A 16,334-nucleotide genomic window follows, 5' to 3' on the forward strand; every position below is an offset into this window, starting at 1 on the left:
AAATAAATTATTGAATTTTTAAGAGTTTAAATTCTAATATTTTTTTTAATAAATCTTGAAATTCATAAGCTTGCATATTTAAAATTTCAGCTATGTCGATGATGTCATTTTTCCCATCACAATAGGCTAGAAAATTACAAGCTAAGGGTATATCATTAGCCGTGCTAAGTGTATGATAAAGCCCTCTTTTTCCAAGATTTGGTTCGCAAAAAATAGTATTTTCATAAATTTCATTAATTTCCAAATTTAAAATTATTTCTTGCATGGCTTTGAGTCCACCCATTAAACCTTTAGGGCTAATGAAACTTAAATCATCTTTAGAAGTGTGATATTCACTATAGTCTCCATGTTTAGTTCGACATATTGATACAATGCCTAAGTTTACAAGCGGAGCATTGTATTGTCTCTCATCAGATCCACGATATAAAAAACTATATTCTTTAAAATTTTCCTTATTTTTAAGTGTATGCAAAGCTACTTTATCGCTTAGTGAGTTTTCTTTAGGTGTGTGTATAAGTGAGTAAGCATTATCATCGCCTAAACATGTAAGCGCAAAACCCGCTTTAAGGTATTTTTGCAAGTGTTTTAAATGTTTGCTAAGATAGACTATAGAGCCTATCGTTTCGGGGACAATAACAAAACGATAATTGTATTTTCTCTCTTTTAAATTTAAAAGCCATTTAGCAAGATAAATGGCTACTATTGGTCCACTTAATTCATTATTTGCCATTGATGGATGACAAAGATAAGTAGAGATTAAAATTTCTTCCTTGGAATTTTTTGTACTAGGTATAATAAAATCTGCGTAATTTAAAACCCCATTTTCATCATGCTTAGCATCGATAAAAACGCGGTATTTTCCTTGTTTTAATTTTTTTCTTTCATTGTGTGTGATACAAAATCCCCAACGCTTTTTATAATAACTTGTTGCATAAGGAATAGCATCAGGTTCTTCTTCAAGGGAATAAAGATGATTTTGCAATTCATCAAGTTCTATTTCTTTATCGATACCTTCGCTGTAGTTTAAAACATGCAAATTATGTTTTTTAAAATCACAAATTTTTTCTCCATTTGGAGTGATAATAAAAGCATCTTTTATATACCATTCAGGCGGAACTATCCAGTCAAAAACTTTAGTTCCACTTTTAATAGAGTGAATTTGTAAATTACCCCCCCCCAGAGCATTATCTAAAATATATAAACTATCCCTAAAGCCTTGTCCTGTTATACTTCTACAGATTGGAAAAAGTTCTTTAGCAAGCTCATACATTGCCTTTCCAGTATTTTCAAAACTAAGACTTCTAAAATCAAGACTATCCACAATATCCCTTTTTAATTTTTTCAAGTATATCAAATAGAGTATCTTTTACAAATTTAGCATCTTGCAAATTCATTTCTTGATGACAGGGGATGCTAAGCTCTGCTTTGTAAAAATTATCTGCATTTTCAAGTCTTATTTGCCCTAAAAGTTTTTTATAAAAGCTAAATTCATATGTTGGCTTGTAATGTACCTGTACGCCAATACCTTTATCCAATAAAGCTTGAAAAATATCTTCTTTTTGGCAATAAAATTCAGGAAAAAGCAAGATAGGATATAAATGCCTAGAGCTTTTTTTATAATTTTTAATTTTAATAGTGGAAAAATAAGGATTTTTTTCAAATTCTTTATCGTAAAATTGGGCAATTTCTTCTCGTTTTTCCAAATTTCTATCTAATTTTTTAAGCTGATTAATCCCTAAAGCACAAGCAACATCACTTAAGCGATAATTATAGCCAAGTTCAAGCATATCGCTATCCCAAAGTCTTTTTTTTGATATCCCATGACTTCTTAAAAGTTTAATTTTTTTTATAAGTTCCTCATTATTACTAATGACTGCACCGCCTTCAAAGGTGGTAATAGGTTTTACTGGATGAAAAGAAAAAATGCTTAAATCTGCTTTTTTTCCCACTTTTTCATTTTTATAATAAGCCCCTAAAGCATGACTTGCATCATCGATTAAAGGGATATTGTAGTCTTTGCAAAGTTTGTAAATTTCATCCATTTCTACACTATTACCTGCATAATCAACAACACAAATTGCCCCTATATCTTCACTTTTTGCCTTTAACCTTTGTTCTATTTTTTTTTCATCGATATTGCCATCACTTTTAATATCAATAAATTCAACTCTTGCACCAGCCATTAAAGCCGCATTAGCTGTTGCTGCGAAAGTAAGAGGCGTGGTGAGTATAGTTTTATTTTTGACATTTAAAGCACTATAGGCTAAATGTAAAGCTGAGGTAGCTGAATTTAAAACACAAGCATATTTTACATCTATATATTCACACAAAGCTTGTTCAAAATCTTCAACTTTTTTTCCACCGGTTAAAATTTCCCCCTTTAAAGCATCGACAACAGCTTCAATATCACTCTGATCGATATTTTGATGAGAATAAGTAAGCATTATTCAAATTCCGTATGATCGATAATATCTAAAAGATCTTTTTCGCTCACCCATTCTTGATTGTTGTCTGAGCTATAAGAAAAACCATCTTTAACTTTTTGTCCCTTTTCGCCTTTAGCATTGATGCTAAAATCGCTCTTTATATTTGTAAATTGGATACTTGGGCTAATTACATAATAAGTGTTAAATTCATAAGTTAAATGACTATCATCACTTGAAATCATTGTTTCATGTAACTTTTCCCCTGGTCTAATACCAATGATTTTTGTTTTTAAATTTGGTGCTAAGGCATGAGCCAAATCTGTAATTTTCATCGATGGAATTTTTGGAACAAAAACTTCTCCTCCATGCATGATTTCAAAATTATTTAAAACAAATTTAACCCCATCTTCAAGGCTAATCCAAAATCTTGTCATTCTTTCATCTGTAATAGGAAGCTCTTTAGCACCTTCTTTAATCAGTTTTTTAAAAAATGGGACAACAGAACCTCTTGAACCCACTACATTTCCATATCTAGCGACACTAAATTTTGTATTTTTATTTCCAGCGATATTGTTAGCTGCAACAAAAAGTTTATCGCTTGCAAGTTTAGTTGCGCCATATAAATTGACCGGATTACACGCTTTATCTGTGGAAAGTGCAATACATTTTTCAACATTATTTTCTAAACAAGCATCGATCACATTTTGGGCACCATTAATATTTGTTTTTATACACTCCATAGGATTATATTCAGCCACAGGAACATGCTTCATAGCCGCTGCATGAATAACATAATCAACATCATTCATAGCATAATTTAATCTTTCTTTATCCCTTACATCTCCTATAAAATATCGCATACAAGGGTGATTAAAAGAAATTGCCATTTCAAATTGTTTTAATTCATCCCTTGAAAAAATAATGATTTTATTTGGCTTGTAATTTTGGAGTAAAATTTTAGTATAAGTCTTTCCAAAGCTTCCTGTTCCACCTGTTATAAGAATATTTTTACCATTAAACATTTATCCTCCTTTATAAATATTTTATTTTCAATGATATTTTTTTAAGAATTTTAAGCAATAAATGTTCCATAAAAATTTATTTTAAAATTCTAGGCAAAGTTATGCCTGTTTGAGCTTGATATTTGCCTTGTTTATCGCGATAAGTAGTATCACATCTTTCATCGCCTTGCAAAAATAAAACTTGAGCTATACCTTCATTAGCATAAATTTTAGCAGGTAAAGGGGTAGTGTTTGAAATTTCTATAGTGATGTGCCCCTCAAATCCAGGCTCAAATGGAGTTACATTGACTATAATTCCACATCTTGCATAGGTGCTTTTACCAAGACAAATGGCTAAAACATCATCAGGCATTCTAAAATATTCTATCGTTCTTGCGAGTGCAAAAGAATTTGCAGGAACGATACATTCATCGCCTATAAAGTCAACTACATTTTGTTCTAAAAAATTTTTAGGATCAACTACCGTAGAATTAACATTGGTAAAAATTTTAAATTCACGCCCTACACGTATATCATATCCATAACTTGAAAGTCCGTAGCTTACAACTCCCTTACCTATATTTGCTTCACAAAACGGTTCAATCATTTTGTGCTTAAGTGCCATTTTTCTGATCCAATTATCCGCTTTTAAACCCATATTTAACCTTAAATTAAATTCTTTACAATAAGAGATTATAGCTTATTTTTTTATATTTTTAGGAATTTTTTGTTTTTTTAAAGTTAAATTTTAAGTTTTTCAATATAATACTAGATTAAGTTCTTAAAATCAGGAGAAATTAATGACAAAAGAAGAGATTAAAGAATTAGTCAATTTATTTGCAGAAGCTAATATTAGTAAAATTAAGATTAAAGAACAAGATGGTTTTGAAATTGAACTTGAAAGGGATATGTGCTGTGATATTCCAGCTCCGGTTTGTCCTACAACACCGGCACCACAACCTATTAATGTTAATGTTGTAAATGAAACACATTCTAATCATACAAAATCTAATAATCCAACTATTAACAGCCCTATGGTAGGTACATTTTATCAAGCTCCAAGCCCAGGTGCTGCTCCATTTGTAAAGGTAGGTAGCACTGTAAAAAAAGGAGATGCAATTGCTATTATAGAAGCTATGAAGATTATGAATGAAATTGAAGCTGAATTTGATTGTAAAATTGTAGAAATTTTAGTTGCTGATGGACAGCCTGTAGAATTTGGTATGCCTTTATTTACAGTGGAGAAATTATAATTATGGAAATTAAAAGCGTTTTAATAGCCAATAGAGGAGAGATAGCTTTAAGAGCTTTAAGAACCATTAAAGAAATGGGCAAAAAAGCGATTTGTGTGTATTCTGAAGCAGATAAGGATGCTTTGTATTTAAAATATGCTGATGCGAGTATTTGTATAGGAAAAGCAAGAAGTTCTGAAAGCTATTTAAATATTCCAGCTATTATTACTGCGGCTGAAATTGCTGAAGCAGATGCTATTTTTCCAGGTTATGGTTTTTTAAGTGAAAATCAAAACTTTGTTGAAATTTGTACTAAACACAATATTAAATTTATAGGTCCTTCTGTAGAAGCTATGAATTTAATGAGCGATAAAAGTAAAGCAAAACAAGTAATGCAAAGAGCTGGTGTACCGGTAATTCCAGGAAGCGATGGGGCTTTAGCAGGTGCTGAAGCAGCTAAAAAACTTGCTAAAGAAATTGGTTATCCTGTAATTTTAAAAGCAGCAGCTGGCGGTGGTGGTCGCGGAATGAGAGTTGTTGAAAATGAAAAGGATCTTGAAAAAGCTTATTGGTCTGCTGAAAGCGAAGCAATGACAGCTTTTGGAGATGGCACTATGTATATGGAAAAATATATACAAAATCCACGTCATATAGAAGTACAAGTGATTGGGGATAGTTTTGGAAATGTGATTCATATAGGTGAAAGAGATTGCTCTATGCAAAGACGTCATCAAAAATTAATCGAAGAATCTCCAGCGATTTTACTAGATGAGAAAACACGTACAAGACTTCATGAAACTGCAGTTAAAGCGGCTAAGGCTATCGGTTATGAAGGTGCTGGAACTTTTGAGTTTTTAGTAGATAAAAATTTAGATTTTTATTTTATAGAAATGAATACACGCTTGCAAGTTGAACATTGTGTGAGTGAAATGGTTAGTGGTATTGATATTATTGAGCAAATGATTAAAGTTGCAGAAGGCCAAGCTTTACCTTCTCAAGAAGATATTTTGTTAAAAGGTCATTCCATAGAATGTAGAATCACAGCTGAAGATTCTCAAACCTTTTTACCTTGTCCAGGTAAGATTACAAAATATATTGCTCCAGCCGGTCGTAATGTTAGAATGGAAAGTCATTGTTATCAGGATTATTCTGTACCACCTTATTATGATTCTATGATAGGAAAACTTGTGGTTTGGGCAGAAGATCGTAATAAAGCTATTTCTAAGATGAAAGTAGCTTTAAATGAACTTATTGTCGGAGGCATTAAGACAACTAAAGATTTTCATCTTGCTATGATGGATAATGAAGATTTTATTAAAAACAATTACGATACAAATTATCTTTCTAGACATTAATCAAATTTAGGTTTTATCCTAAATTTGATTATCTTAAATATTCTATATTTATTTTTGAACGCAATTTATCAAAATAATCTTGGATATAATTTTGTCTTTGTTCGCTAACATAAGCGTTTAAAACATCATTTTTAATTTGTTCAAAATCTGGAGTTTGTATACCACCTTTATTTTCTACTTTATAAATTTGATACCCATTTTTAGAATTTAAAATTGGAGAAAAGTCACCTATAGAAACTTGAGATAAAAGGCTTAAAAGTCTAGGATCTGCATTTTCTGGAGTAAGAATAGCATTTTCAGCTTTAAGCATAGTTTTTTTATTGATTTTTAAAGATTCTAAAAAATTTATATTTTGAGAAGTATAAATTTTTACAGCAATTTCTGTAAAAATACTAAATTTATCTTGATGCTGTTCAAAAAATTTTTTAGCACCTATATCGCTATAATCTATTTTAGCTGTATTAGCTATTTGATCATATAATTTTCTTTTTTCTAAATCTTTTTTAAAATTTTCTCTAAATTGTTCATAAGTTTGCCCTTTAGTTTTTAGATCAGCTTTAAGCATATCAAGTGTAATATTATTTTGAGAGAGCATTTTATCAATAGCATTATCAAGCTCTAATTCGCTTGTAAAAATTCCAAATTTTTTCATTTGAGATTTTTCCATTTTTTCATTGATTAAAACTTGTAAAGCTTCATTTTTAGAAAGGTGTAGCTTTTCCATTTTTTCATTAATATCGTAAGTTGTAATAGGTTCTTTATCGACAACTATAGCAATAGCATCGATCGTATTCGCACTTGTTAAATTTGCAAAAAAACAAAAACTTAATAAAATTTTTTTCATTTCAAACCTTTATTTAAGTGTAAATATCGCATTATATCAATAAAAATTTAAGAAAAGGCAAAAAATGGAAGAAAAACTTGTAACTCGTTTTGCACCAAGTCCTACAGGATATCTTCATATAGGAGGATTAAGAACGGCACTTTATAGTTATTTATATGCTAGAAAAAATAAAGGTAAATTTTTACTCCGTATTGAAGATACTGATCTTAAAAGAAATTCTAAAGAAGCAACTAAAGCTATTATAGAAGCTTTTAATTGGTGTGGACTTGACTATGATGGAGAAGTAACTTACCAATCTGAACGTTTTGAAATTTATAAGAAATATATTCAAAAGCTCTTAGATGAAGGCAAGGCTTATTATTGTTATATGAGTAAAGAAGAATTAGAAGAATTGCGTGCCAAACAAGAAGCCGCCAAAGAGCGTCCAAAATATGATGGGAGATATAGAGAATTTAAAGGCATACCACCTCAAGATATAAAGCCTGTTGTCCGTATTAAGGCACCTCAAAGTGGAGAAATTTTTTTTATGGATGGTGTAAAAGGTGAGGTTAAATTTAAAGTTGAAGATATTTTAGATGATTTTATTATTGCAAGAAGCGATGGAACACCTACTTATAATTTTACAGTTGTAATTGATGATGCTTTAATGAGTGTTAGCGATGTTATCCGTGGAGATGATCATCTTTCTAATACCCCAAAACAAATCATTCTTTATGAAGCTTTAGGTTTTAAAATTCCAAAATTTTATCACGTAGCTATGATTCATGGAGAAGATGGAAAAAAACTTTCAAAACGTCACGGAGCTACTGATGTTATGGAATATAAAGCTATGGGAATTTTGCCTCAAGCCTTACTTAATTTTCTTGTACGTTTAGGTTGGAGTCATGGAGATGATGAAATTTTTTCACTTGAAGATTTAAAAAAACTTTTTGATCCAAATCATATTAATAAAAGTGCATCTTGTTATAATTTTAAAAAGTTAGAATGGCTTAATGCACATTATATTAAAACTTTACCTTTTGAAGAGATAAATCATCAACTTAAAGAACTTGGATTTGATTTATTAGTTTATGAAAAAGCAGAATTTTTGCTTGATTTATTAAGAGAGCGTGCTAAAACTTTACTTGAAATCATTAATGGAGCTAAAAGTATTATAGAATCGCCTAAAAGTTATGATGAACAAGCTGTTAATAAATTTGTGAATGAAAAAAATCTTTCTTTATTAAAAAAATATGCAAATGAATTAGGCAATCAAAGCTTTGCAAGTGATTTTGAAAGTTTTACTAATGAATTCTTACAAAAAAATGATGTAAAATTAAAAGAACTTGCTCAGCCTATACGTATTGCTTTAACTGGTACGGCTGTAAGCCCTAGTATTTTTGAGGTTTTAGAGTTTTTAGGAGTTGAGGAGTGCAAAAAAAGAATGGAAATTTTTTTAAAAAGGATGATAAAATGAATTTAAGAGAAGAAGCCTTAAGATATCATTTGGGTGGTAAAGTTAGTATCACCCCTTTAAAACCAATGGATACAAGTCATGATTTATCTCTAGCTTATAGCCCAGGTGTAGCTGAGCCTTGTTTGGAAATTGCTAAAGATAAAGAATTAGCATATCTTTATACAAATAAAGCAAATTTAGTAGCTATTGTGAGTGATGGTTCTGCTGTTTTAGGACTTGGAAATATTGGAGCACAAGCTTCTAAGCCAGTTATGGAAGGTAAGGCTTGCTTGTTTAAAAAATTTGCTAATGTTAATGCTTATGATATAGAGATTAATGCTCATAGTGTTGATGAAATTGTTACATTTTGTAAAGCTTTGGCTCCAACAGTTGGTGGAATTAACTTAGAAGATATTGCAGCGCCAAAATGTTTTGAAATTGAAGCAGCTTTGCAAGATCTTGGAATTCCTGTTATGCATGATGATCAGCATGGAACAGCGATTATATCCACTGCAGGGCTTATGAATGCGATGGAAATTAGTGGAAAAAAATTTAAAGATATTAAAGTAGTTGTTAGTGGAGCAGGAGCTGCTGGAATTGCTAGTGCTAAAATGTATAGAAATTTAGGAGTTGAGCATATTGTTTTAGTGGATAGTAAGGGAGTAGTTAGTAAAGATAGAAATGATTTAACTCCACAAAAATTTGAGTTTGCTCTAGATTCTAAAGAAAAAACATTAAAAGATGCTTTAAAGGGGGCGGATGTATTTTTAGGACTTAGTGCTCCAAAAATTCTTGATGATGAGATGATTTTATCTATGGCTAAAGATCCTGTTATTTTTGCCTTAGCAAATCCTATTCCAGAAGTTATGCCAGAAGATGTTTCAAGGCTTAGAAAAGATGCAATTGTAGGTACTGGAAGAAGTGACTATCCTAATCAAATCAATAATGTTTTAGGTTTCCCTTTTATCTTTAGAGGCGCTTTAGATGTAAGAGCAACTAAAATCACTGAAAATATGAAAATAGCTGCAGCAAGGGCTTTGGCTGATTTGGCAAAATTGCCCGTAAGTGATGCAGTTAAAAAAGCTTATGAAATTGACTTTTTAGAATTTGGCAGAGATTATGTTATTCCAAAACCTTTTGATGAAAGAGTAAGAGCAGCAGTAAGTACCGCAGTAGCAGCAGCAGCTGTTAAAGATGGGGTAGCTTTGATTAAAGAATTTGATGAGAAAGCTTATTTTGAAAGCTTAAAATGAATAAAGTTTTTTGTGCAAATCATCCTTTAATACAACATAAACTAGGTCTTTTACGTGATCAATTTACAAAACCTTTTCAATTTAGAATGTTAATTGATGAAATTTCAACTTTTTTACTTTTTGAAGCAACTAAAGATTTGAATTTGAAAGAAGTTCAAATTCAAACTCCTGTTTCAAAAGCCAAAGTAAAAAAGCTGAATGAAAAAATTATGATCTGTCCTATTTTAAGAGCCGCATTAGGTATGCTTGATAGTGTTTTTAGATTAATTCCTGATGCCAGTGTGGGTTTTTTAGGCTTTTCAAGAAACGAAGAAACGCTTAAAGCGGATTTTTATTTTGAAAAAATTCCACAAGATGCAGCTAAACGCGTAGCTATTGTTATAGATCCTATGTTTGCTACCGGAGGAACGGCGATAGAGGCTTGTAATTTTTTGAAATCAAAAGGTATGAAAAAAATTAAATTTATTTCAATACTTGCTACACCACAAGGGATTGAAAATTTTAGAAAAGTACATCAAGATATTGAAATTTATACAGCTGCTATTGATGAAGAGTTAAATGAAAAAGGTTATATAGTTCCAGGACTTGGAGACGCAGGAGATAGAGTTTTTAATACTCTAGATTGATCATGATTTTTGGTAAATTTGATTATATTAATTTGTTACCTTTAAGTACTTATCTTAAAAAATATCCTTTACCTAATGGCTTTAAAGCAACACTTTTTTATAAAAAAGGCGAACCAAGTCATTTTAATAAAGAATTATTTTATCGTAGAGTTGATGGCGCTATGACTTCGAGTATTGAAAGTGTTAGAAAAAAATATAAAAATTTGGATGTTGGAATTTGTGCTAATAAAAAAGTTTTAAGTGTCTTGGTTGAAAAAAATTCATCTAAAGCCAAAGATCCTAGCTCAGCTACATCAAATGCTTTATCTCAAGTTTTAGGTTTAAAAGGTAAGGTTATTATAGGTGATAAAGCTTTAAAACTTTATATAAAAGATCCTAATGCCTATATAGATTTGTGTAATTTGTGGTATAAAAAAACTAATTTGCCTTTTGTTTTTGCGCGTTTCTCATGCATACAAAAAAAGATTTATTTTTCTAAAATTTTAAAAAAATTTGCTAGAGAAAGAATTAAAATCCCACAATACATACTTCAAAAATACGCTCAAAAAAAAGAAATATCAGCTAAAGATATTAAATATTATTTAAGCGAGATTATTTATTATAATATAACTCATAAGGAAAAAAAAGCTTTAAAGCGTTTTACTGATGCGGTTAAATTTAAAAAAGAAATTTAATATTCAAAATTTCTTAATTCTTTAACCGTTCCTAATAATATAATCACATCTCCGCTATAAGCTACCGTTGTTTCAAAATCAGGCAATATTTCCCAGTCATTATTTAGTTTTTTATAGGCAATTACCCTCATATTTTGTGCGATATGTTTGAGCGAATTTCCAGCTAATTTTTCATCTACATTGATTTTAATCGCTCGAATAGTATTTGCTGATAAATCAAATACTTCAAATTCACTTTCTCTAACAAGAAATTCTTTAACTAATCTTTTCGCACTTTCTTTTTCAGGATAAATGACTTTTGTAGCACCTAATTTAGATAGAATTTGTCCATGAATATTTGAGGTAGCCTTTGCAATGATATTATTAACTCCTATATCTTTAAGAGCCATTAAGGTGAGAATTGATTTTTCTACATTGTCTCCAATGCTTACAATCACCACCTCAACATCATGAAATCCAGCTTCTTTTAAAGCTGTTACATTTGTAGAATCAAGTATATAAGCATAACTTGCTGGATTAGATATATTTTTTAAAGCTTCTTCATCTTTATCAGCAACAATTACTGTATTTCCTGCAGAGATTAATTCTTCTGCAACAACTGATCCAAATTTCCCAAGACCAATAATTCCATAACTATTATTTTTCATAATTTTGCCTTTTATAGATTGATTTTTCCTTCAGGAAATCTAATATGTATTGCTTTATCTTGCTTAAAGACAGAGAGTAAAAATGCAAAAACTCCAATCCTTCCGCTAAGCATCATAATAATGATAATAATTTTGCTTGGATTGGTAAATGAAGCACAAAGAGAAAGTGTTTCCCCATTGCCAACTGAAATTCCAACGGTTGCAAATGCCGAAGAGGTTTCAAATAATAAAGGAAGAAAATTAAAATGAGATTCTAATAAAGAAAGCAAAATAACAGCAACTATAATATAAACTGCCGATCCTATTGCTATAACAAAAGCTCTTGATATAGTCTCTTGAGAAATTTCGTGTCCAAATATTCTTACCCTGCCATCTCTAATACTCCAATACGCATAGAGTAAAAGTGTGATAACTGTAGTAATTTTCATTCCTCCAGCCGTTCCTCCAGGTGCTCCTCCTATAACCATAAATAAAGATCCAAAAAACAAACTAGCATCATTTAAATGATTAATGTTTAAGGTGTTAAAACCTGCTGTACGGTAATTGATTGCAGTAAAGTATGAACTTAAAATTTTATCAAATAAAGAAAAATTTCCCATTGTTTTAGGGTTGGAGTATTCCAAAGCAAGAATAATCACAGTTGAAGAAAGAATTAGAATAATAGTTGATAAAACAACAACTTTTGTATGCAAGCTAAGATTAGACAAACGTTTTTTTTGAAAAAAATAAAGTTCCACTAAAACAAAATATCCAAGACCACCAATGATAATAAGAGTGGTAATGATTAAATTAATCGCAATATCATTTTTATAAGTAGAAATTCCATGTTCAAAAATACTAAAACCAGCATTATTAAAAGCACTAATGGAATGGAAAATTCCAAACCAAAGAGCTTTTTTAAAATCCATATCAAGAGCAAATCGCATGGTTAAAAGTAAAGCACCTGCTAATTCTATAATAAAAATAAAAAGTAAAACTTTTTTAAAAAATTTAAAAAGTCCATCCATGCTCGGATAAAATAGAGATTCTTTTAGTAAATTTCTACCACTAAACCCCACTTTTTTTCGTATGAGTAAATATACAAAAAAGCCTATACTCATATATCCTAAACCGCCAATTTGAATTAGTATTAGTAAAATAATTTGTCCAAGAAATGTAAAATCTACAGCAGTATTTTTTACAACCAATCCAGTCATACTGATCGCTGATGTACTTGTAAAAAAGGCGTCAAGAAAGGTAATAGGAGTCGTATGAGCCCAATTTGAATGCAAAAAGACAGCTCCGATTAAAGCAATAATGATGTAACCAACTAATAAAATTTTAAAAGTCCGTCTATCTAGTCCAAATTGTTTCAAAAAAACCCTCATTTTAAAATTTTAAAGCAGGAATTTTATCTGATAAAAACTTTAAGGCAAATAAATTTTTAATTCTATATTTAAACTTAAATTAAAGAAAAAAAGATAAAATTACATTTTTTAAAACTTCAGCTTTAAAAAAGCGAAAAATGTTTTTACTGGTTGGATAGCTCAGTCGGTAGAGCAGCAGACTGAAAATCTGCGTGTCGGCAGTTCGATTCTGCCTCTAACCACCATTCTTTTTTTATAAATCTTTCTTTAATTTTTAGCATAAATTTTAAATTTCTAGTGTATGATTTTAGGAAAATAAAATTACAAGGTTTATTAATGAGATTATTGTTTCTTATTTTCTTTTTAAATTTAAATCTTCTAGCAGAAAATTTTTTAGATTTTGCTAAGAATAATATTAAAAAAGAACAAAATATAAGTCAAGAAAATTCTACAAAACGTATTAAAATTCCTACTCATTAAAAATGAAGCAAGAAAGTATTTTATTAGCACAATTAAAAGAAGGTTATCGCTATAATAGCGATTCTTTGATTTTAGCTGATTTTATTTTAGAATGTGGGATAAAAAATGAATTATTAGATGTTGGTTCTGGATGTGGGATTTTAGGTATTTTACTTAAAAAATTTAATGAAAAAATCAAACTATCAATGATTGATATCCAAGAAAAAAATATACAACTCATCAAACAAAACTTAAAATCCAATCATGTAGAAGCTGAGGTCTTTTGCGATGATTTTTTAAAATTTAGTACTCAAAAAAAATTTGATTTTATAATATCTAACCCTCCTTTTTATAGACAAGAAGCTTACAAGAGTCAAAATTTACATAAAACTATCAGTAAATTTCAATCCTATTTGCCTTTAGATGAATTTATTTTTAAGGCAAATTCTATGCTTAAGCCAAGGGGTATTCTGTATTTTTGTTATGAAGTTTTAGCGCTTGATAAAATTTGCTTAGCTTTAGAAAAGAAAAAGCTAAAAATGACTAAAATTTGTTTTGTGCATACTGACAAAAATGACAAAGCAAGACTTGTTTTAATCGAGGCTAGAAAAAGCGTAAAGTCTTTTTGTGAAGTATTGCCTCCGTTTTTTGTATACGAAAATGGAAATTTAAGTCAAAAAATGCAAGTAATTCACTCTAGATTTATATTGGAAAGTTATGATTTTTAAAAAAGATTTTTCTTATTGTTTTGATGAAAATGCATGTCAAAAATGTGGCGGAAAGTGTTGTATAGGAGATAGTGGTAATATTTTTGCAAGCAAAGAAGAGCTTAAAAAATTAAGAGAATATTTAGGTTTAAATGAAGAAGAATTTGCTTTAAAGTATCTTAGAAAAGTTGGTTTTAAAATGAGTTTTAAAGAGATTGAATTTGAAGGTGGCTTTGCGTGTATTTTTTTTGATCCAATAAATAGGAATTGTTCAATTTATGACTATCGTCCGATGCAATGTCGCACTTTTCCTTTTTGGGAATATTTTAAAACACATAAAGAGGAATTAAAAAAAGAATGTATAGGAATTACTTATTTATCTTAATTATTATTTTATTTAGCGCCTGTGCTAACTCTAAAACCGTTGTTGTTTATCCTGATTATAACAAATTTAAAAGTAATGAATTTGACTTGAGAGTGATGAAAGCTTACAATTATGAATATTTCCATCAAAATAAAGAAGCTAGAGATGAGTTTTTAAAGCTTTTTAAAGATTATAATAATACGCATTTTTTAGAAAATGCTTTTTTAATCACTTTGGTAAATGATCTTGATCAAAAAAAAGAGATTAATGAAATAGCTAAGCCTTATTTAAATCAAAATGATAATCTTAAGCGTCTTAGCGCTCTTTACGAACTTAACTCGCACGAGCTTAAAAATGCTAAAAAGTTAGTTAAAGAGCTTTTAAAAAAAGCAGAACATGATCCAAGAAATTTAGAATTATATGGTGATATTTTGGTTAAACAAAATGATCTTAAAAATGCTGCAAAATATTATCATATGGCTTATGATTATGCTTTAAATGAAGAAGTTTTATTGAAGCTTGTAAGCGTTTATGCAATTTTAAATAATACAGCTAGTATTAAAGATTTGCTAGAAAATTCAAGAAAAGTGAATGGATGTACTTTAAAAACTTGTATTTTACTTGCAAAAATTTACAATGATGAAAAAGATTTTAAAGCTTTAGTTGAGGTTTATCTTCAACTTTATGAAATTACTAAAAGTAAAAATTTTATTTTATCTGCAGTTGAATTACTTAATTCTGAAAATAAAATTAAACAAGCTTTAAATATAGCTTTAGAATATAATTTAGATGATGATATTAAATTATATTTATATCAAAAATTAAAATATTATAATCAAGCTAAAGATTTAAGTATGCAAATTTATCAACGTACTCGTAATAAAGAATATCTTTTGCGTGCTGCAGTTTTTGAATTTGAAGATGCAAATTTAAAGAAAAAAATTACTCCTAAAACTATACAAGCTGTAAGAGAAAAATTTGAAAAAGCAATTGATGAAAATTCAAATGATTTATATTTAAATTATTATGGATATTTATTGATTGATTATAATTTAGATGTGAAAAAAGGGATTAAATTTGTTGAACTTGCTTTAAAAAAAGATCCTCAGAATTTGTATTATTTGGATTCTTTAGCTTGGGGATATTATAAGCTTGGAGATTGTTCTAAAGCATGGGAAATTTTGCAAAAAACTTTTAAAAATAAAGATTTTTCAAATTCTAAAGAAAGTAAAGCTCATATAAAGGCAATAAAAAAATGTTTAAAGCTGTAAAATCAGATGAAATTTATAAAAAAATTCAAAAAGAACTTGAAGAGAGAAAAAAAAGTTACCTTATGATATGTTAGGTCGATCTTTAGCTTCAAATCCATTTTTTCCAAAAGATGTACATAAAGCTTTAAAAAGAATAAATTACGAGATTAAATTAATCCCTCAAATCAAAGAGGATTTAAATCAAAATTTATCCTTAGCTTTAGAGAGTGAAAAAAAAGGAGCTGTTGCTCTTTCTATATCTACGTGGCCGTATTTTAATGGCGTGCTTGAAAATTTAAGCATGATACGTCGCTATACTCAAATTCCTTTATTAAGAGAAGATTTTATCATCGATGAATATCAAATTTTAGAAACTTTAGTTTATGGTGGAGATTTTATTTTATTGATCGCTAAAATGCTAAGCACTAAAGAACTTAAAAAATTGGTTGAATTTGCAAGACATTTAGGGCTTGAAGCTTTGGTTGAAATTTGTGATAAAGAAGATCTAAGCAAGGCTATTTTAGCTGGAGCTGATCTTATAAGTATTTGTAATGTTGATAAAAATTTCACTAATTATACGCAATTATGTGAAAAACTTATAGGACAAATTCCAAATTCTAAAATTATTATTGCTAGTGTAAATGATGGAGAGAATTTACAGTATTTACAAAAATTAGGGATAGATGCTTTTTTAGTAAATTATACAAATCATTAA

The 16,334-nt window shown here is 29.3% G+C and carries 17 protein-coding genes, 1 tRNA gene and 1 pseudogene; 12 read left to right on the forward strand and 7 right to left on the reverse strand.

The window, feature by feature from the left end:
- Positions 1–7: 7 nt before the first annotated feature.
- From ACD570_RS03225 to dcd, 4 genes are all read right to left on the reverse strand, one after another.
- The gene (locus tag ACD570_RS03225; protein WP_337198626.1) at positions 8–1,321 is read right to left on the reverse strand and encodes a DUF4910 domain-containing protein; all 1,314 of its coding nucleotides are present in this window, start codon (positions 1,319–1,321) and stop codon (positions 8–10) included.
- Positions 1,314–2,444 carry a UDP-4-amino-4,6-dideoxy-N-acetyl-beta-L-altrosamine transaminase gene (gene pseC, locus ACD570_RS03230; protein WP_417904398.1) on the reverse strand — a complete coding sequence of 377 codons (1,131 nt, stop codon included), beginning with the start codon at positions 2,442–2,444 and terminating at the stop codon, positions 1,314–1,316. The genes ACD570_RS03225 and pseC overlap by 8 nt, the downstream gene beginning before the upstream one ends.
- Positions 2,444–3,448, reverse strand: a complete 1,005-nt coding sequence (pseB, locus tag ACD570_RS03235) for a UDP-N-acetylglucosamine 4,6-dehydratase (inverting) (protein WP_200281778.1) — start codon at positions 3,446–3,448, stop codon at positions 2,444–2,446. Before pseB ends, pseC begins: the two co-directional genes overlap by 1 nt.
- A gap of 76 nt (positions 3,449–3,524) precedes the next feature.
- The gene (gene dcd / locus ACD570_RS03240; RefSeq protein WP_200281780.1) at positions 3,525–4,085 is read right to left on the reverse strand and encodes a dCTP deaminase; all 561 of its coding nucleotides are present in this window, start codon (positions 4,083–4,085) and stop codon (positions 3,525–3,527) included.
- A 142-nt stretch (positions 4,086–4,227) separates the two neighbouring features.
- On the opposite strand from dcd, the gene accB reads away from it, so the two are divergent.
- Together accB and ACD570_RS03250 are read left to right on the forward strand one after the other, a co-directional pair.
- A complete protein-coding gene (gene accB / locus ACD570_RS03245; RefSeq protein WP_200281782.1) occupies positions 4,228–4,680 on the forward strand; it encodes an acetyl-CoA carboxylase biotin carboxyl carrier protein in 453 nt (150 codons plus the stop codon).
- Between the two features lie 2 nt (positions 4,681–4,682).
- Positions 4,683–6,014, forward strand: coding sequence for an acetyl-CoA carboxylase biotin carboxylase subunit (locus ACD570_RS03250; protein WP_200281784.1), 1,332 nt, complete (start codon positions 4,683–4,685; stop codon positions 6,012–6,014).
- A gap of 28 nt (positions 6,015–6,042) precedes the next feature.
- Here ACD570_RS03250 and ACD570_RS03255 read toward each other — a convergent pair whose 3' ends face one another.
- Positions 6,043–6,858 (reverse strand): hypothetical protein, encoded by an 816-nt coding sequence (locus ACD570_RS03255; protein WP_337202771.1) that lies wholly within the window; start codon positions 6,856–6,858, stop codon positions 6,043–6,045.
- Between the two features lie 64 nt (positions 6,859–6,922).
- On the opposite strand from ACD570_RS03255, the gene gltX reads away from it, so the two are divergent.
- The 4 genes from gltX to ACD570_RS03275 are packed head-to-tail and all read left to right on the forward strand — an operon-like array spanning position 6,923 to position 10,846.
- Positions 6,923–8,314: a glutamate--tRNA ligase gene (gltX, locus tag ACD570_RS03260; protein ID WP_337207191.1), complete on the forward strand. Its 1,392-nt coding sequence runs from the start codon at positions 6,923–6,925 to the stop codon at positions 8,312–8,314.
- Positions 8,311–9,546, forward strand: coding sequence for a malic enzyme-like NAD(P)-binding protein (locus ACD570_RS03265; RefSeq protein ID WP_337207193.1), 1,236 nt, complete (start codon positions 8,311–8,313; stop codon positions 9,544–9,546). Before gltX ends, ACD570_RS03265 begins: the two co-directional genes overlap by 4 nt.
- Positions 9,543–10,172 carry a uracil phosphoribosyltransferase gene (gene upp / locus ACD570_RS03270; RefSeq protein WP_239819926.1) on the forward strand — a complete coding sequence of 210 codons (630 nt, stop codon included), beginning with the start codon at positions 9,543–9,545 and terminating at the stop codon, positions 10,170–10,172. Before ACD570_RS03265 ends, upp begins: the two co-directional genes overlap by 4 nt.
- 2 nt (positions 10,173–10,174) lie before the next feature.
- Positions 10,175–10,846 carry an MqnA/MqnD/SBP family protein gene (locus ACD570_RS03275; RefSeq protein ID WP_337199919.1) on the forward strand — a complete coding sequence of 224 codons (672 nt, stop codon included), beginning with the start codon at positions 10,175–10,177 and terminating at the stop codon, positions 10,844–10,846.
- Here the strand turns inward: ACD570_RS03275 and ACD570_RS03280 are convergent.
- Positions 10,843–11,493, reverse strand: coding sequence for a potassium channel family protein (locus ACD570_RS03280; protein ID WP_200281792.1), 651 nt, complete (start codon positions 11,491–11,493; stop codon positions 10,843–10,845). The genes ACD570_RS03275 and ACD570_RS03280 overlap by 4 nt on opposite strands.
- Before the next feature lie 11 nt (positions 11,494–11,504).
- Positions 11,505–12,848, reverse strand: coding sequence for a TrkH family potassium uptake protein (locus tag ACD570_RS03285; protein WP_337196424.1), 1,344 nt, complete (start codon positions 12,846–12,848; stop codon positions 11,505–11,507).
- 160 nt (positions 12,849–13,008) lie between these two features.
- Between ACD570_RS03285 and ACD570_RS03290 the strand changes: the two genes are divergently transcribed.
- The 6 genes and pseudogenes from ACD570_RS03290 to ACD570_RS03315 all read left to right on the forward strand — a co-directional run bounded on the left by ACD570_RS03290 (position 13,009) and on the right by ACD570_RS03315 (position 16,334).
- Positions 13,009–13,084, forward strand: a tRNA-Phe gene (locus tag ACD570_RS03290).
- A gap of 91 nt (positions 13,085–13,175) precedes the next feature.
- Entirely contained in the window at positions 13,176–13,319 is a 144-nt protein-coding gene (locus ACD570_RS03295) for a hypothetical protein (protein WP_200281797.1), read from the forward strand.
- Positions 13,320–13,321: 2 nt separating this feature from the next.
- The gene (locus tag ACD570_RS03300; RefSeq protein ID WP_337199097.1) at positions 13,322–14,026 is read left to right on the forward strand and encodes a tRNA1(Val) (adenine(37)-N6)-methyltransferase; all 705 of its coding nucleotides are present in this window, start codon (positions 13,322–13,324) and stop codon (positions 14,024–14,026) included.
- On the forward strand, positions 14,016–14,390 hold the full coding sequence (locus ACD570_RS03305; protein ID WP_200281801.1) for a YkgJ family cysteine cluster protein: 375 nt from the start codon (positions 14,016–14,018) through the stop codon (positions 14,388–14,390). Before ACD570_RS03300 ends, ACD570_RS03305 begins: the two co-directional genes overlap by 11 nt.
- On the forward strand, positions 14,363–15,640 hold the full coding sequence (locus ACD570_RS03310; RefSeq protein WP_417904399.1) for a tetratricopeptide repeat protein: 1,278 nt from the start codon (positions 14,363–14,365) through the stop codon (positions 15,638–15,640). The genes ACD570_RS03305 and ACD570_RS03310 overlap by 28 nt, the downstream gene beginning before the upstream one ends.
- A pseudogene (locus ACD570_RS03315) lies at positions 15,625–16,334 on the forward strand (indole-3-glycerol phosphate synthase TrpC). The gene ACD570_RS03310 and the pseudogene ACD570_RS03315 overlap by 16 nt, the downstream one beginning before the upstream one ends.

This window comes from Campylobacter sp. LH-2024 (genome assembly GCF_048270605.1).
Taxonomy (GTDB): domain Bacteria; phylum Campylobacterota; class Campylobacteria; order Campylobacterales; family Campylobacteraceae; genus Campylobacter_D; species Campylobacter_D molothri.